This window comes from Euzebya pacifica (assembly GCF_003344865.1).
Lineage (GTDB): Bacteria > Actinomycetota > Nitriliruptoria > Euzebyales > Euzebyaceae > Euzebya > Euzebya pacifica.
Window position 1 is genome coordinate 1,801,523 of record NZ_CP031165.1, and the last position, 20,394, is coordinate 1,821,916.

Genomic DNA, 20,394 nt, shown 5'->3' on the forward strand with positions numbered 1-20,394 from the left:
CTAGACTCCCGATGAGGGACGAGACGGCGGTACGGAGTCAATCGTGGCATGGGTGGCATGGAGGGAGAACGCGGGGTGATCGACCTCGGAACCGACGAGTTCGCCGACGTGAGGGAGATCGGGCGGGGCGGCTACGGCATCGTCTACACCGCCCGACAGCCCGCGTTCGGACGGACCGTCGCGATCAAGGTCCTCACCCTGGCCGACGAGGGCACGCTGCGGCGCTTCGACCGCGAGCGCCAGGCGCTCGGCAAGGTCAGCAACCACCCGCACATCACGCCGGTGTTCGCCTCCGGGTTCACCGCCGACGGCAAGCCGTACCTGGCGATGGAGTTCATGCGCGGGGGTTCGCTGGCCGACCGCCTGACGCGCGAGGGCGCGCTGCCGTGGGAGGAGGTGCTGGACCTGGGCGTGAAGCTGTCGGGGGCGCTGGAGACCGCGCACCGGGCCGGCATCCTGCACCGCGATCTCAAGCCCGCCAACGTGCTGCTCTCCGATTTCGGTGAGCCCCGGCTCGCCGACTTCGGCATCGCCAGCATCGACGACGGCGAGCAGACCAAGACCGGCGTCATCACCGCGTCGATCGCCTACGCCGCCCCCGAGATCCTGGACGGCAAGCGGCCCGAGGTCCCCGCCGACATCTACGGCCTGAGCGCCACCCTGTTCACCCTGGTGGCGGGTACCCCGCCGTTCTTCGCCGAGGGCGATCAGTCGTTGCTGGCCATGGTGGTGCGGGTGGCGCGGGATCCGGTCCCGGACCTGCGGGCACGCGGTGTGCCCGATGCGATGGCGCGGGTGCTGGAGACCGGCATGGCCAAGGATGCCAGGACCCGGTATCCATCCGCCGAGGCGTTCGGTGAGGCCCTCGCCCAGGCCCAGGCCGAGGTCGGACTGCGGCGCACGGCCCTGGTTCTGCCGCAGGGCGACCAGATGCCCACGTCGGCCGTGCAGGTCGGATCGGCGGCGAACCGCTGGCCCGAACCGACGCCGGCGGCACCGCCGCCCTCGGCGGCTCCGCCGGTCCCGCCGGCCGTCAGCGGGCCGGGTGCCAACCCGCCACCGTCGCCGTTCCCGGCGCCGGCGGGGCTCGCCCCCGAGGGCACCAGCGGTGGGTGGACCCCACCCCCCACGTCCCCGTCGTCCGCCCGTCGCGGGGTGCTGGTCGGGCTCGGCGTGCTGCTCCTCGTCGTGCTCGGTGCCGGCGGGTTCCTGCTGACGCGCGGCGGGGACGACGACGTGGCCGTCGGGACCAACGGCGACGACGCCGTCGTGGCCAGCGAACCGATCGCACCTGCAGAGGCCCCCGGGACCGACGACGCCGGGCCCACCCCCAAGCCGGGCGAGGAGACTCCCGACGAGGCCTCCGGGATCGTGGCGGGGGAGTGGCAGGAGGTCCGCCCGATGGCGTTGGCCCGGCAGCAGATCCCCTCGGTGGAGCTGCGCGGCACCACCTGGGTCACCGGCGGCCTGACCGAGGAGGGTGTCACCGCCACCGTCGAGGGCTACGAGGCCGCCACCAACAGCTGGCGCAGCGCCCCCGACCTGCCCGTGCCGCTGCACCACCACATGGCTGCCGTGCACGACGGCGAGATCGTGGTCCTGGGTGGCTGGTCACCCGACGGAGCGCTGCTGTCGGCCATCACCCAGGACCGGGTCTTCGCCCTCCGTGGCGACGAGTGGGTCGAGCTGCCCCCGTTGCTGCAGCCTCGCGTGGCCGGAACCGCGCAGTCCGTCGGCGGCCTGCTGGTCGTCACCGGCGGCCAGGGCGTGGACGGCAACCTCGTCCTCACCACCGAGGTGTTCGACGGGACGGCCTGGACCGAGGTCGCACCGCTGCCCGTGCCACGTGAACACCTCGCCAGCGCCACCGACGGCACGTACATGTACGTCGTCGGCGGCCGCGTGCTGTCCTCCGACGCCAACCTGCCCGACCTCGAACGCTACGACCCGGCCACCGACACGTGGGAGACCCTCGCACCCATGCCGACCGCCCGCGGTGGGCTGGCTGCGGTGTACACCGAGGGCTGGCTGGTCGCCATCGGCGGGGAACGTCCGCTGGGGGTGTTCGACGACGTCGAGGCCTACGACATCGCCAGCGGCGAGTGGCGCGAGCTGCCGCCGCTGCTCGTCGGCCGACACGGGCTGGGTGCCAGCGTCGCCAACAACCTGGTCGTGGTCGCCGGCGGGGCGCTGGAAGCCACCCACTCCGCCCCGACCGCGGTCACTGAGGTCGTCAGCACGGGCTGACGACCGGTCGGGCAGGGCTCAGTACGACTTGGGCAGGCCCAGGGTGTGCTGGGCCACGAAGTTGATGATCATCTCGCGGCTGACCGGGATGACGGTGGCCACGCGGGCGGCCTTCCACATGTCCATCAGCCCGTACTCCTCGGTGACGCCGTTGCCCCCGTGGGTCTGGATGGCCCGGTCGACCGCCTCGACGGCGACGTCGCAGCACGCGAGCTTGGCCATGTTGCAGGCCTCGCCGGCCGCGCGGGCCCCTGCGTCGGTCAGCGCGCAGGCCTTCGCCAGCAGCAGGCTGGCCGCCTCGATGCGCACGGCGACCTCGGCCAGGGGGTGGGCAACGGCCTGGTGGGCTCCGATCGGTTCGCCCCACACCTCCCGCACCCGGGCGTACGCCACGGCCTTGTCCAACGCCAGACGGGCCAGGCCCAGTGATCCGGCGGCCGCCACGATGCGTTCGGGGTTCAGGCCGTCGAACAACGCGCCCAGCCCACCCTCGGGGCCGCCGACCAAGCGGTCGGCGCCGACGTGCACGTCGTCGAGGTACAGCGACCACTGCTTGTCGGGCCAGCCGACGTCGGTGTTGACCTCGGTGCGGGTGAGCCCCTCGGCGTCGGGGTCGATCAGGAACAGCAGCGGCAGGCCGAGCGTGCCGTCGGGCAGCCGTCCACGGGCCACGAACAGGATGGCGTCGCACTCCTCCACGCCGGAGATGAACGTCTTGGTGCCGTTGACGACCCAGCCGTCACCGGCGGGGGCGGCATGGGAGGCGATCCGGTGGGTGTTAGACCCGGCGTCGGCCTCGGTCACGGCGAAGGCGAGCACGGTGGACCCGTCGGCCAGCCCGGGCAACCAGCGGTCCCGCTGCGCGTCGGTGCCGTGCCGGGCGAGGATCGTCCCGCCGATGGCCGGTGAGACCGCCAGCATCGGCAGGTTGCAGCCGGCGGCCGCCATCTCCTCCACGACCGCAGCCAGGCCGGTCATGCCCATGCCGCCACCACCGTGGGACTCGGGGATGTTGACGCCGAGGAACCCGGGGTCGGCCAGGGCGGCCCATGCCTCGGTGGCGTTGCGACCTTCGCGGCTGCACGTGCGGATGTAGTCGACGCCGAACGGTTCGGCGATGCGCCGGACCGTCTCGCGGAGCAGCTGCTCCTCCTCGTCGGGTACGAGCTGGATGGCGGTCATGGGATGTGTCCTCGGGGTGGCCGGATGGGTCGGGGGTCAGCTGATGGGTTCGAGCACGATGGGCAGGTCGTCCAGCGGCTTGGGCAACGACGTCCAGTCCCACGAGGTGGCGACCGAGGTCAGGTCCGCGGCGGGGGCGGTGATGCGGTGGCGCCGCAGGAGCTGGTGGACGATCGTCTTGACCTCCATCTGCCCGAAGTGCATGCCGATGCACTTGTGGGCGCCGCCGCCGAACGGGAAGTAGCCGTAGGGGTGGCGCTTGTCCTCCCGCCGGCCCTCGGCGAACCGCTCGGGGTCGAAGGTGTGGGGGTCGGTCCACAGCTCCGGGTCGTAGTGGACGGGCAGCGACGAGACCGAGGCCGGCGTTCCCGCGGGCACGAAGTAGCCGTCGAGCTCGGTGTCCTGCACCGCCATCCGTCCCATCGCGAAGACCGGCGGCACCATGCGTAGGGCCTCCTTCATCACCAGGTCCAGCGAGGTCAGCTGGCCGATGGCTCGCATGTCGAGGACGTCGCCGTCGGGTGCGGCGCCCATGGCGAGGGACTCCTCGCGGACCCGCTCCTGCCACTCCGGATGCTTGGCGAGGAACCACAGGATCGAGCTGGTGGTGATGGTGGAGGTGTCGTGGGCGGCCATCATCAGGAAGATGATGTGGTTGACGACGTCGTCGTCGGAGAACCGCTCGCCGTCCTCGGACTCGGCATGGCAGAGGGCGGTGAGGAGGTCATCCCCGTCGGAGCGCCGGTGGGCCGGCAGCTTGTCGCGGAAGTAGTCCTCGAGCAGCGCGCGGCCCTGCAGCCCGCGGTGCCAGCGGGTCAGCGGCACGTCGGTGCGGATGACCCCGGTGCCGGCCCGGACGCAGTCGATGAAGGCCTGGTTGACCCGGTTGATCGTCGGTCCCGACGGCCGCCCGGAACCGCCGTCGGGGCGTTCGTCGAGGAACACGTCGGTGGCGACGTCCAGCGTCAGCTGCTTCAGCCGCGGGTAGGCGTGCAGTCGACCGGACCCCCACGCGTCGATGCGGGATGCGGTGACCGGGGCGAGCCGGGCGAGGTAGGCCTCCAGCCGGCGGCGGGTGAACGCCTGCTGCATGATGCGGCGGTCGCGATGGTGGTCGGGGTCGTCGAGCAGCATGATGCCGCGGTGGAAGAACGGCCCGATGATCCACGACCACCCGTGTTCGCTGGACCAGTGGCCCTCACGGTTGATCAGCACCTGCTGCACCGTGTCGGCGGTGCCGACGTTGATGACCCGCTTGGTGAACATCCCCGACCAGGCCAGCGGCCCGTAGGTGTCGCGGACCGCGTCGCTCCACGGCAGGGGGCTGGCGTACATCCAGTTGGCGGCCCAGCCGATCACGGGGTAGCCGTAGTCGCCCATCACCACCTTCAGGCCCGAACCCGGCGGGGGAGTGGCCAGCGGCCGTGATCGGCTGAGCGCTGGCGGTGGCCCGGGCAGGCGCTTGGCGACACGGTGCAGCGCGATCCGCGCCGACCGTTCCAGGCTGGTGCGGACGGCGGTGGCGGTCGAACCGCTTGCCTGCTCGGTCACGGGAACGCTCCTTGCTGCGGCGGGTTGGGGCGTGTGAGTCCTCAGGACCGGGCGGCTGGTCCGCCGGCGAGCGCGCTGAGGTGCAGGAGGGGATCCACGACGTGGGTTGCGGCGAAGCGACGCAACCCGGCGGGGTCCGTGGCGTCGATCGGTCCGCCGGGGGTCAGCACCAGGGAGTGGGCCAGCCGGATCATGACCTCTGCGGCGATGTCGAGGTCGATGGGGCCGAGCTCCCCGGACACCCGACCCTGCTCCAGGAGCCCGCGCATCGGCTTGCGGGCAACCGACAGGGCGTCGGGGGCGCCGGTCGTCAGGTGGGGCAGCAGCAGGTCGGGCTCGATCTGCACCAGCCGCTGGAGCAGCGGGTGGGTGCGGACCTTCTCCACGGTGGCGGCGAAGGCCTCGACCAGCTTGTCGCGGAACGTGGCGAGGTCGGCGATGGCCGCCTCGATCTCGTCCAGCGTCGCCCGCACGTCGCGGATGATGACCGCCCACACCAGCTCGTCACGGGTGGCGAACCGCCGGTAGAGGGTCGCGCGCCCGTACCCCGCCTGCTTGGCGACGTCGTCCATGCGCAGTCGGCGGATGCCGAACGCCTCCATGAGCTCACGGGCGGCCAGCAGCAGCGCGTCGGCTACCTCGTCGTCCTGGCCGGGCTCCGCGTCGCTGTCCTCCAGCGCGGTGACCACGGTCAGTTCTGGGCTGGCCATCGGGGTCCTCCGGGATGTAGTCTTCTCCATCGGTGAGACACGAATATGGATGATGTCTCATTGACTCGCAAGGGACTGACACGCGGATGAGCGACCTCGACGTCATCGACCCGGCCACCGGCCGGGTCGTGGGTCGTGTCCCGTCCATGACCGCTGACGACGTCACCAAGGCCGTCGACCTGGCCCGCCGGGCACAGCCCGCCTGGGCGGCGCTCGGCGTCGACGGTCGCCACGAGGTCCTGCGCCGCGTCCGCCGCGAGATCGTGTCCCGCCGGGCCGAGCTGCGCGACGTCCTGGTCGCCGAGTCCGGCAAGCCGTGGGAGGACGCGCAGGCCGACCTGCTGCTGACCCTCTCGATGATGGCCCACTGGGAATCCAACGCCGCAGCTGCCTGCGCCGACGAGTCCTTGTCCACCCGCGGGGTCTGGGGTCTCGGCCGTCGTGCCGCCGCCACCTACCACCCCCATGGCGTGGTCGGTGCCATCGGCCCGTGGAACTTCCCGGTCGCGCTGACGTTCGGTGACGCCGTTGCGGCGCTCCACGCCGGCAACACCGTCGTGCTCAAGCCCAGCGAGGTCACACCGCTGTCGACCCGCTGGGTGGCCGAGGTCTTCGCCGAGCAGGCCCGTGCCCTCGACGCCCCCGACCACGTCCTGTCCTGCGTCACCGGCGACGGGGCCACGGGCGCCGCGCTCGTCGCCGAGGTCGACATGGTGCAGTTCACCGGTTCGGTCAGGACGGGGCGCGTCATCGCCCACGCCTGCATCGACCGGTCGATCCCCTGCTCCCTGGAGCTGGGAGGCAAGGACCCCTGGATCGTCCTGGCCGACGCGGACCTCGACCGTGTCGCGGCTGCCGCGACCCACTACGGGCTGTTCAACGGCGGCCAGGTCTGCATGTCGGCAGAACGCATCTACGTCGAGGACGCCGTGCACGACGCCTTCGTCGAGCGGCTCGCCGCCCGGGTGTCGACCCTGCGCACCGTCGCCGGGAGCGGGCCGGGCACCACCGACGTCGCACCGATGATCGCCCCCGGCCAGGTCGACGTCGTCACCGCCCACATCCGCGACGCGCTGGACAAGGGGGCCCGGGCCGTCACCGGGGGCCTGCCGGCCGATGTCGTCCATCCCGCCCCGACCGTCCTCGTCGACGTCGACCACACGATGGCCTGCATGACCGAGGAGACCTTCGGTCCGACCATCCCGGTCATGCGCGTGCACGACGTCGACCAGGCCGTCGCGCTGGCCAACGACTCGGCCTTCGGACTGACCGCGTCGGTGTGGACACGGGACCTCGCCCGTGGTCGGGCGATCGCCCGACGCATCAACGCCGGCACGGTGTCGGTCAACGACGCCCAGCTGCACGTCGGCATCGGCCACCTGCCCATGGGTGGGGTCGGCGCATCCGGCACCGGCGCACGCGGCGGCATGGACGGCATCCGGAAGTTCCAGCAGCGCCGCGTGGTCGTCACCAACCGCTCCCCCCTGGGTCGCGAGCTGTCCTGGCTGCCCTACGGCCGCACGGTCTCCGCGGCCCTCGACCGGGCCGTCGGCCTGCTCTACGGCCGCTGACGCCCCGACCATCCGAGACCGAGAACCTGTCCCCAGAAAACCGCGTGTCCCAGAAGCAGCGTGTCCCAGAAACATGGAAGGAACGACACCTTGAGTGACGTGTACATCTACGACGCGATCCGCACCCCCCGCGGCCGCGGCAAGGCCTCCGGGTCCTTGCACACCGTCAAGCCCGTCAGCCTGCTGACCGGCCTGCTCGACGCCGTCGTCGAGCGCAACCCCGAGCTCGACGTCTCCCAGATCGACGACGTCATCACCGGTGTGGTGTCCCCGGTCGGCGACCAGGGCATGGACCTGGCCCGCACGGCCGTCATCGCTGCGGGCTGGCCCCAGCAGGTCGCCGGCGTCCAGCTCAACCGCTTCTGCGCCTCGGGCCTCGAAGCGGTCAACCAGGCGGCCGCCCGCGTCCGCTCCGGCTGGGAGGACCTGATCCTCGCCGGTGGTGTCGAGTCGATGTCACGGGTCCCGATGGGATCCGACGGTGGTCCCTACGCCATGGACCCCGAGACCAACTACAACGGCTACTTCGTCCCCCAGGGGATCGGTGCCGACCTGATCGCCACCATCGAGGGCTTCTCCCGCGAGGACGTCGACGCGTTCGCGCTGGAGTCCCAGGTCCGCGCCGGCAAGGCGCAGGCCAACGGCTACTTCGACAAGTCGATCGTGCCGGTCAAGGACCGCAACGGCCTGACCATCCTCGACCGCGACGAGCACGTCCGTCCCGACACCACGATGGAGGGGCTCGCCAAGCTGAAGGCGTCCTTCGAGGCGCAGGCAGCCATGGGCGGGTTCGACCAGGTCGCCCTGCAGCGCTACCCCGACGTCGAGCGCATCAACTACGTGCACCACGCCGGCAACAGCTCGGGCATCGTCGACGGTGCCGCGCTGACCCTCATGGGCAGCAAGGAGGCCGGCGAGCGCAACGGCATGACCCCTCGCGCCCGCGTCGTCGCCGCCGCCGTCACCGGCAGCGAGCCGACCATCATGCTGACCGGCCCCACGCCGGCGTCGCAGAAGGCGCTGTCGAAGGCCGGCATGACCGCCGCCGACATCGACCTGATGGAGATCAACGAGGCCTTCGCCGCCGTGGCGCTGAAGACCATGCGTGACCTCGGCATCGACCACGACCGCACCAACGTCAACGGCGGCGCGATCGCCATGGGCCACCCGCTGGGCGCCACCGGCGCCATGATCCTCGGGACCCTCGTCGACGAGCTCGAGCGTCGGGACAAGTCCACGGGCCTTGCCACGCTGTGCATCGGCGGCGGCATGGGCATCGCCACGATCGTCGAACGCGTCTGACCGCGGCCCCGGCACACCAGGAGCAACGAACCCAATGACCAACACCATCAACTGGGACAAGGGCGACGACGGGATCGTCACCCTGACCATCGATGACCCCAACCAGCGCGTGAACACCATGAACGCCGACTTCCAGTCGTCGTTGCAGGCCACGGTGCAGCGCCTCGAGGACGAGTCCGACGACATCACCGGTGTCATCCTCACCTCCGGCAAGGAGACCTTCTTCGCCGGCGGCGACCTTCGCCTGATGTACGCCGCCGGGCCCGACGACGCCCAGCAGGTGTACGAGGAGGTGGCGGCCCTCGGTCGCGCCATGCGTCGCATGGAGACCCTCGGCAAGCCGGTCGTCGCCGCGCTCAACGGCACCGCCCTCGGCGGTGGCCTGGAGCTCGCGCTCGCCTGCCACCACCGCATCGCCGTCAAGGGCTCCAGGGCCAAGTTCGGCCAGCCCGAGGTGAAGCTCGGCCTGCTGCCCGGCGGCGGCGGGGTCGTGCGCATCACCCGCATGCTGGGTGTCGTCAGCGCCATCATGAACGTCCTGGCCCAGGGCCAGGAGTACCGGGCGGAGAAGGCCCACGAGCTGGGCCTGATCAGCGAGCTGGTGGACTCCACCGACGACTTGATCCCTGCCGCCAAGGCGTTCATCGCGGCCAACCCCGAGTCCAGCCAGCCGTTCGACGACCCCAAGTACAAGGTCCCCGGCGGCGTGCCCACCAACCCGAAGCTGGCCCAGATGCTGCCGGGCATCCCCTCCAACCTGCGCAAGCAGCTCAAGGGCGCCCCGATGCCGGCCCCGCTCAACATCCTTTCGGCGGCCGTGGAGTCCCTGTCGGTCCCGATCGACCGCGCATGGGAGATCGAGCACCGCTACTTCGTCGACCTCGTCGTCGGCCAGGTCAGCCGCAACATGACCAAGGCGTTCTTCTTCGACCTGCAGGCCATCAACTCCGGGTCCCTTCGTCCCGAGGGCGTGCCGGCGTGGAAGGCGACGAAGGTCGCCGTCCTCGGCGCCGGGATGATGGGTGCGGGTATCGCCTACCAGTGCGCATCGGTCGGCATCGACGTCGTCCTCAAGGACATCAGCGTCGAGAACGCCGAGCGGGGCAAGAACTACTCCGTCAAGCTGGTGGAGAAGGCCAAGTCCCGCGGCAAGATGAGCGAGGAGAAGGCCCAGGCGCTGCTGGACCGGATCACCCCGACCGACAGCTACGACGACCTCGAGGGCTGCGACCTCATCATCGAGGCCGTGTTCGAGAAGACCGAGCTGAAGCACGCGGTGTTCGGCGACGCCGAGCCCAAGGTGCTGCCCGACGCGGTGCTGGGGTCCAACACCTCCACGATCCCGATCACGATCCTCGCCGAGGGCGTGACCCGGCCGGAGGACTTCATCGGCCTGCACTTCTTCTCGCCCGTCGACAAGATGCCGCTGGTGGAGATCATCGCCGGTGAGAAGACCAACGACGCGACGATCGCCAAGGCCATCGACCTGGTCCAGCAGATCCGCAAGACCCCGATCGTGGTCAACGACTCGCGCGGGTTCTTCACTTCCCGCGTCATCGGCACCTTCACCGGTGAGGCCATGATGATGCTGGACGAGGGGGTCAACCTGACCCGCATCGACCGGGCGGCGACGATGGCCGGCTACCCCGTCGGGCCGCTGCAGATGGTCGACGAGCTGACCCTCACCCTGCCGCTGAAGATCATCGACGAGTACGAGAACGCGGCTCGCGCCGCCGGGGAGGAGGTCGTCTCCACCCCCGACGTCGAGGTCCTGCGCAGGATGGTCGCCGCGGGCCGCGAGGGCCGTTCGGCCGGGGCCGGCTTCTTCGAGTACGGCGAGGACGGCAAGCGCACGCAGGTGTGGCCCGGCCTCACCGAGATGTTCCCGCCCGCCGAGGAGCAGCTGGACGTCACCGAGATCCAGGAGCGGATGTTGTTCCGCGAGGCGATCGAGACGGTCAAGTGCTTCGACGAGGGTGTGCTGCGCAGCGTGCCCGAGGCCAACATCGGCTCGATCTTCGGCATCGGCTTCCCGGCGTGGACCGGCGGCGTCATCCAGTACATCGACGGCTACGAGGGCGGCGTGACCGGCTTCGTGGGCCGCTGCAAGGAGCTGGCCGACACCTACGGCGAGCGGTTCACCCCGCCCGCCAGCCTGGTCGCGAAGGCCGAGTCCGGCGAGCCGCTCTCGCCGGCCCCCTTCTAGGGCGTCCCACCTCCGCGACATCCCAGCCACTCGACGCCCCCGCCTGCACGGCGGGGGCGTCGTGCGTTGCCGTGTGGCTGCGATCCCGTCCCGGCCGATAGGGTGCGGCGGATGGACCTGACCGCCAACGCCGACCTGCGGGACCACGTGGTCCGACGGTTGGCTGCCTTCGACGTGATCGCCTCGCCGGTCGAGGCGCATCGGCAGGCAGCCGTGGCCCTCGCGCTGGTCGCGGCCGAGGACGGTTCGGCAGGCACGGTCATCTGCCGCCGGGGACGGGTGGGCAGCCATCGGGGCCAGCTGGGCCTGCCCGGCGGCGCGGTGGACCACGGGGAGTCCCCCGAGGCGGCCGCGCTGCGCGAGCTGGAGGAGGAGGTGGGGTTGCAGGGCGAGGTGCTCGGCCGGCTGGACGACTACGTCACCCGCTCGGGCTTCCACATCTCCCCGTTCGTGGTGTGGTGCGTCGGCCGGGTCCCGCGGGTGACCAGCCCGACGGAGATCGTCGGCTTCACCGTCGTCCCGCTGGGGGAGCTGCTGCGGGAGGACTCACCCCGATGGCTGGACATCCCCGAGTCCGACCGGCCGGTCCTGCAGCTGCCCCTCCTGCACTCCAGCATCCACGCCCCGACCGCCGCGTACCTCTACCAGTTCGCCGAGGTCGTCCTCCGCGGGCGCCCCACCCGCGTGGACACCGTCGAGGAACCCGTCTTCGCCTGGCGCTGATCGGGCGGGAACGGCGTGGGGGAGGGGTGTAGCGTCCCCGGGGTGGCAACGGTGAGGTATGAGTGGGCGCATCCGGTGGCGACCGAGGGACCGCAGGCGCGGTGGATCCCCGGGGTGCTGGGCGGGATCGGGACCGCGGTCGGCCTGGCCACGGCGATCACGGGTGACATCGTGTACGGCGTGGTGATCCTCCTCCTCGTGGTGGGGTTCGTCCTGCTGGCGGAGCGTCGGCTGGCCCGGGCGGTCCGGTTCCGCATCCGGGTGTGGGACAACGGGTCGCTGGAGGTCCACGACGGCGAACCGGCCTGGTACCCGGTCGCCGAGCTCACCGACGTCATGGTCGGCGTGTCGGCCACCAGCGACACCAACGACCGGACCCTGCGGCTGCAGCATCGTGGGGGCGAGGTCACCGTCGCCCTTCCCGGCGGCATCGGGTACCTGTTCAACGGGCCGTCGTTGACGCAGGTCCACACCGGCCAGCTGGTCGACGCGCTGCGCCACTTCGCCGGCCTGCCCGCCCGATCGGCCGTCGGGCCGCCGGTGGCCGGTCCGCCGGTGGCCAGTCCGCAAGTAGCCGGGCAGCCCTTCGCCGGACAGCCCAGCGTGGGGGTGCCCGCCGTCGGGGCACAGCCGGCCGGCGGTGCATGGTCCTGGCGCCATCCCGAGGCCGAGGTGCTCGCCCGTCGCCGGAACCGGTTCGTCGCGATCTCCGCGGTGGTCGTCGTCACGTTGATGGTCGTGGCCGGGGCCAGCCAGCGGGAGGAGGGCCTCGGCGCGGTGCTGCTGTCGGCCGCGGTTGCGCCGGGGTTGCTCGGCCTGCTGTTGTTCGGCGTCGCGTGGTTCGGGTACGTCAGGCCCAGCCGGTTCACCCTGACCACGGCTGGTGACGGTGTCCTCCATCGTGGCGGGTCGTCGGTCTCCCTGGTCGGTGCCCGCGAGGTGGCCGTCGAGCTGCTGTCGTCGTCCACCCACACCGGCACGACGACGGTCCGCAGCCGCAGCTGGGTCCTGCGGATCCAGCCAGCCAACGGCAAGCCCTGGAGTGCGGCGCTCCCCGGGGGGTCGCTCGGGGCACGGTTGTTGACCGAGCAGGAGGCCGAGCACCTCGCGCAGCAGCTGCGATGGTTCGCCGGCCTGCCGTCATGGTGGAGCTGAGCCCGTGGAGCCGAACGCGACCCTTCGGTGACGGTCCGGTCACGAGTGGAGCCGAGATGGTGTTCACTTGCCCAACCGGGGTCGCGTCGAGCCAGCGACGCCCGGGACAGTCGAGCAGAAGGGCGGACAGACGATGGTGCTCCCGATCACCGACGGGGCGTGGTTGATGATCGAGAGCGGGGAGGCACCGCAGCACGTCGGCGGCCTCATGGTCTTCGACTACCCGCCCGACGCATCACCGACGTGGCTGCACGACACCTGGCAGCGCCTGCGCACCGCCACGGACTTCGCGCCGCCGTTCTCCTACCGGTTGCGTCGCCCGTACGGACTGGCGGGCCTGTTCGACTGGGAACCCGACCCCGACATCGACCTGGACTACCACCTGCGGTTCTCGGCGCTGCCACGGCCCGGTCGGGTCCGCGAGCTGCTCGTGCTGGTCTCCCGCCTGCACTCCACGCTGCTGGATCGCCATCGCCCGCTGTGGGAGGTGCACCTGATCGAGGGACTGCAGCCCGAGCACGAGGGCGAACCGCCCCGCTTCGCGATGTACGCCAAGTTCCACCACTCCATGTTCGACGGTGTGGGCGCCATGCGGGTCATGCGCCGGATGTTCAGCGCCGACCCCGACCTGCGCGGCATGGCGGCCCCATGGGAGATCGCCTCGACCGCGGCGACCACCCCCTCGCCAGTGCCGGAGCCGCTGCGGTCGAGCCCCCTGGAGAAGCCCGGCCTGCTGGATCCGGTTCGGTCGCTCGGCACCATCGCCGGGACGCTGCGGGACCAGGCGAGGGCCACCCGACAGGGGGTGGAGGGTGAGGTCATGCCCTTCTCCGCACCCCGCAGCCTGCTCAACGGTCGGATCACCGGCTCGCGACGGTTCGCCGCCGACGGCTTCTCCTTCGAGCGGATGAGCGGCGTTGCCAAGGCGCTGGGCGTGTCCATCAACGACGTTGCGCTCGCGATGTCGAGCCATGCGATGCGCACCTACCTGCTGGACCACATGGCCCTGCCCGACAAGCCCCTGACCGGGATGATCCCCGTCTCGGTTCGCACCGAGGACGACGGCCCGCAGGGCAACGCCCTGTCGTTCCTGGTGGTCGACCTCGGGACCGACATCGACGACCCGATCGACCGGCTCGAGCGCATCCGCACCTCGATGCAGCGTGGCAAGGACCGACTGGCGTCGATGAGCCGGTCCGAACGGGTCGGCTATGCCGTGGCGATCACCAGCCCCTATGTCATCGGCCCGCTGCTCGGCATCGCCGGCCGCGGGCGTCCGCTGGCCAACGTCGTCATCTCCAACGTGCCCGGCCCGCGGGAGCCGCGCTACTTCGACGGGGCCCGCCTCCAGGGCATGTACCCGGCGTCGCTGCTGCAGCAGGGACAAGCGCTCAACATCACGCTGACGTCCTACGACACCGAGATGCAGTTCGGCCTGACCGCCTGCCGCAAGACCCTGCCGCAGATGCAGCGCATGCTCGACCACCTGGACTCGGGCCTGCAGGAGCTGGAGAAGCTCACCGCGGCCTGAACACACCATCGCCTGAACACACCGCCGCCCGAACGCGAACACGGCGCCCCGTGGCCGGGGCGCCGTGGTCACACGAAGGGGTGAGTCCTAGGTGGGCTTGGAGGCCCACTGCTCGGCGATGTCACCGATGATGGGCAGCTTGGTGTGCTTTATCTGGTAGCCCTGGACGCACATGAAGATGAACACGCCGAACGCGGCCAGCCAGAGCAGCAGCAGGAAGATGCCGAAGAGGTTGCTCACGAAGGTCAGCACGAAGAGGACCACGTAGACCGCGAACACGGCGATGGACAGCAGGACCGACTGGGCGCCGTGGAAGCGTGCTTCGGGGTTCTTCTGGGTGAGGTAGACGATCAGGCCACCGATCCACCCGAACAGGTAGGCGAGCAGCGAGGCCACGTTCGGTTCGAGACCGCCACCACCGCTGCCGGACGGCTGCGCTCCCCATCCCGGCTGCTGGCCGGGTCCCTGGCCCGGCTGTGCACCCCACCCGGGCTGCTGGGCCGGGGGTGGCGGCTGGGCACCCCACCCCGGCTGCTGGCCGGCCGGAGGCTGCGGGGGTGCCGGTTGCTGTGGAGGCGGTGCCTGTCCCCAGCCCGGTTGCTGCTGCTGCGGAGGCGGCGGCTGCTGTCCCCACTGCTGACCTGGCTGGTTGCCTGGAGGCGGCGGTTGGTTCGGGTCGCTCATCGCAGGATTGCCTTTCGGATGCAGAACGCTGGAAAGTGCCGTTCTGGGGGCGTCGGTGACTGCAACCTAGACCACTCCCGGGTGGCACCCAACAGGTTTCACGAGGCTGTTCGATCTCCCGACGGGCGTTCATCGGGACGTGCAACGGTCACCTCGGTGCACCGTGGATACCCATCGGGTGGCGAGTACACTGCCCAGCAGACGTTCCCACGAGCGCCCCGGCGATCCGCCGGTCGAGCGCCACCCCCATTCCTCGTCGAACAGATGTCCCTGACCCAACAGTCCCAACGCTCGGTGTGGCCCGACCTGGAGCCGCACCTCCTGCGTGTCCGAAAGCCCGCCCGCTACGTCGGCGGCGAGGACAACATCGTGGTCAAGCAGCCACGGGACGGCGACACGTCGTGGCTCGTCTGCTACCCCGACACCTACGAGGTCGGGCAGCCCAACCAGGGCGTGCAGATCCTCTACGAAGTCCTCAACGAGGTCGACGGGACCCGGGCCGAGCGCGGGTTCGCGCCGTGGCCCGACATGGACGAGATCATGCGGGAGGAAGGCATTCCCTTCTTCTCCCTCGAGAACCACCTCCCGGCCGGATCCTTCGACGTGGTGGCCTTCTCGCTGTCCGCGGAGGTCGGCTACACCAACCTCCTCAACTGCCTGGACCTGGCCGGCATCCCCCTGCGGGCGGCCGACCGTGGGCCCGACGATCCGATCGTGATGATCGGCGGGCACGCCTCGTTCAACCCCGAACCGCTGGCGCCCTTCGTCGACGTGGCCTGCGCGGGTGACGGCGAGGAGTTCGTGCTGGAGGTCGACAACGTCCTCAAGCAGGTAAGCAACCGCGCCGAGCGGCTGGACCACATCGCCGACATCTCCGGCGCCTACCTGCCCGACCGCTACCGGCCCGACTACCTCGAGCCCCGCGACGGCGAGCCGCACGGCCGCCTGCGCGGCATCTTCCCGGTCGAGAAGGGCACCGCCAACCGCGTGCCCAAGCGCACGGTCACCGACCTCGACGAGTGGCCGTACCCCAAGAAGCAGATCGTGCCGCTGACCGAGACGGTCCACGAGCGCTACGCCGTGGAGATCTTCCGCGGCTGCACCCGTGGCTGCCGCTTCTGCCAGGCCGGCATGATCACGCGCCCCGTGCGCGAGCGGTCGTCGGCCACCGTCCAGAAGATGGTCGCCGAGGGCCTGAAGAACTCCGGGTTCGAGGAGGTCGGCCTGCTGTCGCTGTCCTCTGCCGACCACGCGGAGATCCGCGGGATGTGCGGGGACCTCGCCGACACCTACGAGGGCACCGCCACCTCGCTGGCGCTGCCGTCCACTCGTGTCGACGCCTTCAACGTCGAGCTGGCCGACGAGCTGGTTCGCAACGGTCGCCGGACCGGCCTGACGTTCGCCCCCGAAGCGGGCAGCGAACGCATGCGCAAGGTCATCAACAAGATGGTCAGCGAGGACGACATGCTCCGCACCGCGGAGACGGCGTTCGGCAACGGCTGGCGCCACATCAAGCTCTACTTCATGATCGGCCTCCCCACGGAGACCGACGACGACGTCATCGCAATCGCCGACCTGGGCCTGAAGGTCCTGGAGCTCGGCAAGTCCTACGGTCGCAAGAACAAGGTCACCGTCTCCGTCGGTGGGTTCGTGCCCAAGCCCCACACACCGTTCCAGTGGGCCGCACAGGACTCCCCGGAGGAAACCGACCGCAAGCTGGGTCTGATCAAGACCCGGGTTGCCCGCGACCGCAACCTCAACCTCCGCTACCACGATCCCTACCCGGGACAGATCGAGGGGCTGCTCGCCCGTGGTGACCGCAGGGTCGCCGACGTGGTCGAGCGAGCCTGGAAGCTCGGCGCCCGGTTCGATGGCTGGGACGAGCTGTTCGACTACAACACCTGGATGCAGGCCGCCGACGAGGTCGGCGTGGACGTCGGCTGGTACTGCCAGCGCGAACGTGCATCCAACGAGGTGTTCCCGTGGGACCAGCTCGACTCGGGCCTCGAGAAGGACTGGTTGTGGCAGGACTATCGCGACGCCGTCGATCCCCAGGGCTCCTCGGGCCCATCCGAAATCGACGACTGCCGCTGGACTCCCTGCTACGACTGCGGCGTGTGCCCCTCCCTGGATCTCGCGAACCAGACCGCACATGCCCAGCCGTCGCAGCAGCACAGCAGGCGCCTCCCCATCCTCAGTGCGCGCCCGGGTTAGGTTCTCCAAGGCCGGGAAGCTCCGGTACATCAGCGCGATCGACCTCGGCAGGGTCTGGGAACGAGCCCTGCGGAAGGCCGATCTGCCGATCGCGTACTCGGAGGGGTTCAGCCCCCACCCGAAGGTCAGCTTCGGCGACGCCCTTCCGCTGGGCTTCGGTTCGACCGCCGAGTTCGCCGAGCTGACGTTCGCCGGGCCGATCGACCTCGCCGACATGACCACGCGGATCAACGCCGCGTTCCCCGACGGCATCGACGTGCTCGATGCCGCTGAGGTCGAGGACGGGGCACCGCGGCTGGGCAAGCGCCTGCAGGCCTCCATGTGGGTGCTGGAGTACACGACGGCCGCCGGTGTTGCCGAGGCCGTGGCAGCCATGCCCGCCGAGGGCCCCCTCGAGGTCGAGCGCGAGCGCAAGGGCCGCATGGTCACCGCTGACCTCCGCCCCCCGCTCGTCGGCATCGTGGCCGACGGCGCCACCGTGCGCGCCATCGTGCGCCACCCAGGTTTCATCCCCGACGACGCCGGATCCGGACCCGCAGTCCGTGCCGACGACGTCCACAGCGTGCTCGGCATCGAGCACCGCCCGACCTTGATCACGCGCGCCGCACAGGGGCTCGTGAGCGACGATCAATCCGGCATCGACGACGCCCTGCGAGGGACCACCACACCGTTGGTCCCCGCCGATGGCTCCCCCTCGGGGACAGCCACCGGGCCGTCCGTGCCGTCACCAGCACCAGAGGAGCCCGCGTGAGCGAGACCGAGCAGCAGGACCTTCCCGACGACGCAGGCGAGGACCGGACCGAACGGACCCGTGTGCGTCGACGCACCGCCCGCCCCATCGCCGTCGACCCGTTCGCGGTGGACACCGACGAGGAGTCCGACGACGACGCCGAGGACGAGGCCGAGGACACCACCGAGGCGTCCTCGACCGACACCGACGAGGCTCCGGCCGACGAATCCGACGCCGACGAGTCCTCCGACGATTCCTCCGACGCCACCGAATCCACCTCCGCGGCGTCCAGCAACAGCGACGACAACAGCGACAGCGACGACAACGGCGACAGCGGCAAGGGCGACAGCGACGGCAGCGGCGGCAGCCGCGGCGACGCATCGGGCGAGACCGGCGAGGACAAACCGCGCCGGCGCCGCCGCCGGGGACGCCGTGGCCGCGGCCGTGGTCGTGGCGGCGCGGACGGCCAGAACCAGACCGACGACGACTCCTCCGACGGCGACTCCAAGGACGGCGCCTCCAGGGACGGCGACTCCAAGGACGGCGACTCCAGGGACGGCGACTCCAGGGACACCTCCACGGACGACGGTGGCGATGCGGCCGCGGACGGCGACGAGCAGCGGTCCGGCTCCGGCAAGGGAAACCGGACCCGCACCCGTACCCGCGCCCAGCAGCGCACCGCCGGCGATGACACCGACCGCGAGGACGACGAGGGCGAGTCAGCACAGGCCGACTCGGCACAGGCCGGGTCAGCACAGAGCGATGACGACGACGCCGAGGGCGACGACCGTTCCGACAAGAAGTCCGACCGCGGCGGCTCCAACCGCAACCGGTCCGGCAAGGGCCGTCAGGGTGATCGCTCGGGCAGGGGTGGCCAGCAGAAGTCCGACAACGGGAAGGGCGGCTCCAGCGGCCAGAAGGCCAAGGACGAGTCCGACGAGGACGACTCGACCCGGGACCCCTCCGACACCAACGAGGGCAAGGACTCCGGGGGCGCCAAGGACGACGACGGCGACGACGACAAGGGCCGGTCGGGCCGTCGGCGCCGTCGTGGTCGTCGGGGACGTGGCCGTCGTGGCCGGTCCGGTGGCGGCGGGGGCGGTTCCGCCAACAAGGGCGACGGTGGCAGCAAGGACGACCAGGGTGCCCCGACGCGCCTGAGCGCCCGCTCGCAGCGCACCAGCGGCGGTCGCCGCCGGGTGCCGTCGGTCAGCCCCGAGACCCGCCGGGTGATGGCCGAGAGCCCGCCCAAGCGGATGCTGGTCACGGTCGGCAAGGAGCGCACCCAGATCGCGGTGCTCGAGGAGCGCACGCTGGTCGAGCACTACGTCACCCAGGCCTCCGAGGCCTCCTACGTCGGCAACATCTACAAGGGCCGTGTCCAGAACGTCCTGCCCGGCATGGAGGCGGCGTTCGTCGACATCGGCAAGGGCCGCAACGGCGTGCTGTACGCCGGTGAGGTCAACTACGACGAGGCCGACCGCGACGGTGGCCTTCCCCGCATCGAGCAGGCCCTCAAGTCCGGACAGCCCGTCATGGTGCAGGTCACCAAGGACCCGATGGGCACCAAGGGTGCACGCCTGACCCAGCACCTGTCGCTGGCCGGCCGCTACTGCGTCCTGGCCCCCGGCGACGACATGCTGGGCATCTCCCGCAAGCTGCCCGACGACCAGCGCGACCGCCTGCGCAAGATCCTCAAGGGCCTCAAGCCCGAGGGCTTCGGCCTGATCGTGCGCACCGCCGCCGAGTCGGCGACGGCCGAGCAGCTGGAGGCCGACGTGGCTCGCCTGCTGGAGCGCTGGAAGAAGGTGGAGGAGAAGGCGGAGAAGGCCAAGCCGCTGGAGTCCATCTACTCCGAGCCGCAGCTGGTCCTGCGCGTCATCCGCGACGTGTTCGGCCCCGAGCACACCCAGCTCATCATCGACGATGCGGAGCTGGCCGACGAGGTCCGCTCCTACCTGTCGGAGGTCAGCCCCGAGCACGTCGCCAAGGTGGTCACCTACGACCCGCCGGCCCAGGCCGACGGCGGCGTGGAGCGCCTCTTCGACGCCTACGAGGTGACCACGCAGATCCGTCGGGCCCTGGAGAAGAAGGTCTGGCTGAAGTCCGGCGGCTACCTGATCATCGAGAAGACCGAGGCCATGTGGGTCATCGATGTCAACACCGGCAAGTTCGTCGGCAAGGACAACCTCGAGGAGACGGTCCTCCGCAACAACATCGAGGCCGCCGAGGAGATCGCCCGCCAGCTCCGGCTGCGCGACATGGGCGGCATCATCGTCATCGACTTCGTCGACATGATCGTCCAGGCCAACCGTGAAGAGGTCCTGAAGCGGTTCAAGCGCGAGCTGGCCCGCGACAAGACCAAGTCCCGCGTGATGGAGATCTCCAAGCTCGGCCTGGTCCAGATGACCCGCAAGAACGTCTCCAAGGGCCTGATGGAAGCCTTCACCGAGGAGACCGACGACGTCATCCCGGGGCGGCGCATCGTGGAGGACCTGCTCGCGTAGCCTGCGGAGCGAAGGTCCTCCACTGGGTTGGAGGCCGCGCGAAGGCGCCTGGCCGGGCTGACATCGTGGAGGACCTGCTCG

At 70.7% G+C, this 20,394-nt stretch carries 14 protein-coding genes; 10 read left to right on the forward strand and 4 right to left on the reverse strand.

Annotated features, from left to right (window positions below):
* The first annotated feature begins 75 nt into the window (after positions 1–75).
* On the forward strand, positions 76–2,247 hold the full coding sequence (locus DVS28_RS07505; protein ID WP_164710116.1) for a protein kinase domain-containing protein: 2,172 nt from the start codon (positions 76–78) through the stop codon (positions 2,245–2,247).
* Positions 2,248–2,265: 18 nt separating this feature from the next.
* Here DVS28_RS07505 and DVS28_RS07510 read toward each other — a convergent pair whose 3' ends face one another.
* The 3 genes from DVS28_RS07510 to DVS28_RS07520 are packed head-to-tail and all read right to left on the reverse strand — an operon-like array spanning position 2,266 to position 5,690.
* On the reverse strand, positions 2,266–3,420 hold the full coding sequence (locus tag DVS28_RS07510; RefSeq protein ID WP_425461047.1) for an acyl-CoA dehydrogenase family protein: 1,155 nt from the start codon (positions 3,418–3,420) through the stop codon (positions 2,266–2,268).
* A gap of 45 nt (positions 3,421–3,465) precedes the next feature.
* Positions 3,466–4,980, reverse strand: coding sequence for a cytochrome P450 (locus tag DVS28_RS07515; RefSeq protein WP_114590914.1), 1,515 nt, complete (start codon positions 4,978–4,980; stop codon positions 3,466–3,468).
* Between the two features lie 41 nt (positions 4,981–5,021).
* Positions 5,022–5,690: a TetR/AcrR family transcriptional regulator gene (locus DVS28_RS07520; RefSeq protein WP_164710117.1), complete on the reverse strand. Its 669-nt coding sequence runs from the start codon at positions 5,688–5,690 to the stop codon at positions 5,022–5,024.
* A gap of 86 nt (positions 5,691–5,776) precedes the next feature.
* Between DVS28_RS07520 and DVS28_RS07525 the strand changes: the two genes are divergently transcribed.
* The 6 genes from DVS28_RS07525 (at position 5,777) to DVS28_RS07550 (ending at position 14,178) form a co-directional block, all read left to right on the forward strand.
* Positions 5,777–7,261, forward strand: a complete 1,485-nt coding sequence (locus DVS28_RS07525; RefSeq protein ID WP_114590916.1) for an aldehyde dehydrogenase family protein — start codon at positions 5,777–5,779, stop codon at positions 7,259–7,261.
* 90 nt (positions 7,262–7,351) lie between these two features.
* Positions 7,352–8,563 (forward strand): acetyl-CoA C-acetyltransferase, encoded by a 1,212-nt coding sequence (locus DVS28_RS07530; protein ID WP_114590917.1) that lies wholly within the window; start codon positions 7,352–7,354, stop codon positions 8,561–8,563.
* 34 nt (positions 8,564–8,597) lie between these two features.
* On the forward strand, positions 8,598–10,769 hold the full coding sequence (locus DVS28_RS07535) for a 3-hydroxyacyl-CoA dehydrogenase NAD-binding domain-containing protein (protein WP_114590918.1): 2,172 nt from the start codon (positions 8,598–8,600) through the stop codon (positions 10,767–10,769).
* 111 nt (positions 10,770–10,880) lie between these two features.
* Positions 10,881–11,492 carry an NUDIX hydrolase gene (locus tag DVS28_RS07540; protein ID WP_114590919.1) on the forward strand — a complete coding sequence of 204 codons (612 nt, stop codon included), beginning with the start codon at positions 10,881–10,883 and terminating at the stop codon, positions 11,490–11,492.
* A 42-nt stretch (positions 11,493–11,534) separates the two neighbouring features.
* A complete protein-coding gene (locus DVS28_RS07545; RefSeq protein WP_164710118.1) occupies positions 11,535–12,647 on the forward strand; it encodes a hypothetical protein in 1,113 nt (370 codons plus the stop codon).
* A 133-nt stretch (positions 12,648–12,780) separates the two neighbouring features.
* A complete protein-coding gene (locus tag DVS28_RS07550) occupies positions 12,781–14,178 on the forward strand; it encodes a WS/DGAT/MGAT family O-acyltransferase (RefSeq protein ID WP_114590921.1) in 1,398 nt (465 codons plus the stop codon).
* Positions 14,179–14,265: 87 nt separating this feature from the next.
* Here DVS28_RS07550 and DVS28_RS29160 read toward each other — a convergent pair whose 3' ends face one another.
* Complete coding sequence (locus tag DVS28_RS29160) at positions 14,266–14,862, reverse strand: DUF4870 domain-containing protein (RefSeq protein WP_216826462.1); 597 nt, start codon at positions 14,860–14,862, stop codon at positions 14,266–14,268.
* A gap of 264 nt (positions 14,863–15,126) precedes the next feature.
* Here DVS28_RS29160 and DVS28_RS07560 point away from each other — a divergent pair, with 264 nt between their 5' ends.
* From DVS28_RS07560 to DVS28_RS07570, 3 genes are read left to right on the forward strand one after another with little or no spacing between them, the layout of a single operon-like run.
* Positions 15,127–17,076 (forward strand): TIGR03960 family B12-binding radical SAM protein, encoded by a 1,950-nt coding sequence (locus DVS28_RS07560; protein WP_114590923.1) that lies wholly within the window; start codon positions 15,127–15,129, stop codon positions 17,074–17,076.
* Positions 17,060–17,827: a TIGR03936 family radical SAM-associated protein gene (locus DVS28_RS07565; protein ID WP_164710120.1), complete on the forward strand. Its 768-nt coding sequence runs from the start codon at positions 17,060–17,062 to the stop codon at positions 17,825–17,827. The genes DVS28_RS07560 and DVS28_RS07565 overlap by 17 nt, the downstream gene beginning before the upstream one ends.
* Positions 17,824–20,313, forward strand: a complete 2,490-nt coding sequence (locus tag DVS28_RS07570) for an Rne/Rng family ribonuclease (protein WP_114590925.1) — start codon at positions 17,824–17,826, stop codon at positions 20,311–20,313. The genes DVS28_RS07565 and DVS28_RS07570 overlap by 4 nt, the downstream gene beginning before the upstream one ends.
* Positions 20,314–20,394: the final 81 nt, after the last annotated feature.

Excerpts from the sequence above, each read along its gene's own strand:
- DVS28_RS07520 (WP_164710117.1), bottom strand. The coding sequence starts at position 5,690 with ATGGCCAGCCCAGAACTGACCGTGGTCACCGCGCTGGAGGACAGCGAC.
- DVS28_RS07525 (WP_114590916.1), top strand. The coding sequence starts at position 5,777 with ATGAGCGACCTCGACGTCATCGACCCGGCCACCGGCCGGGTCGTGGGT.
- DVS28_RS07535 (WP_114590918.1), top strand. The coding sequence starts at position 8,598 with ATGACCAACACCATCAACTGGGACAAGGGCGACGACGGGATCGTCACC.
- DVS28_RS07540 (WP_114590919.1), top strand. The coding sequence starts at position 10,881 with ATGGACCTGACCGCCAACGCCGACCTGCGGGACCACGTGGTCCGACGG.
- DVS28_RS07550 (WP_114590921.1), top strand. The coding sequence starts at position 12,781 with ATGGTGCTCCCGATCACCGACGGGGCGTGGTTGATGATCGAGAGCGGG.
- DVS28_RS29160 (WP_216826462.1), bottom strand. The coding sequence starts at position 14,862 with ATGAGCGACCCGAACCAACCGCCGCCTCCAGGCAACCAGCCAGGTCAG.
- DVS28_RS07560 (WP_114590923.1), top strand. The coding sequence starts at position 15,127 with ATGTCCCTGACCCAACAGTCCCAACGCTCGGTGTGGCCCGACCTGGAG.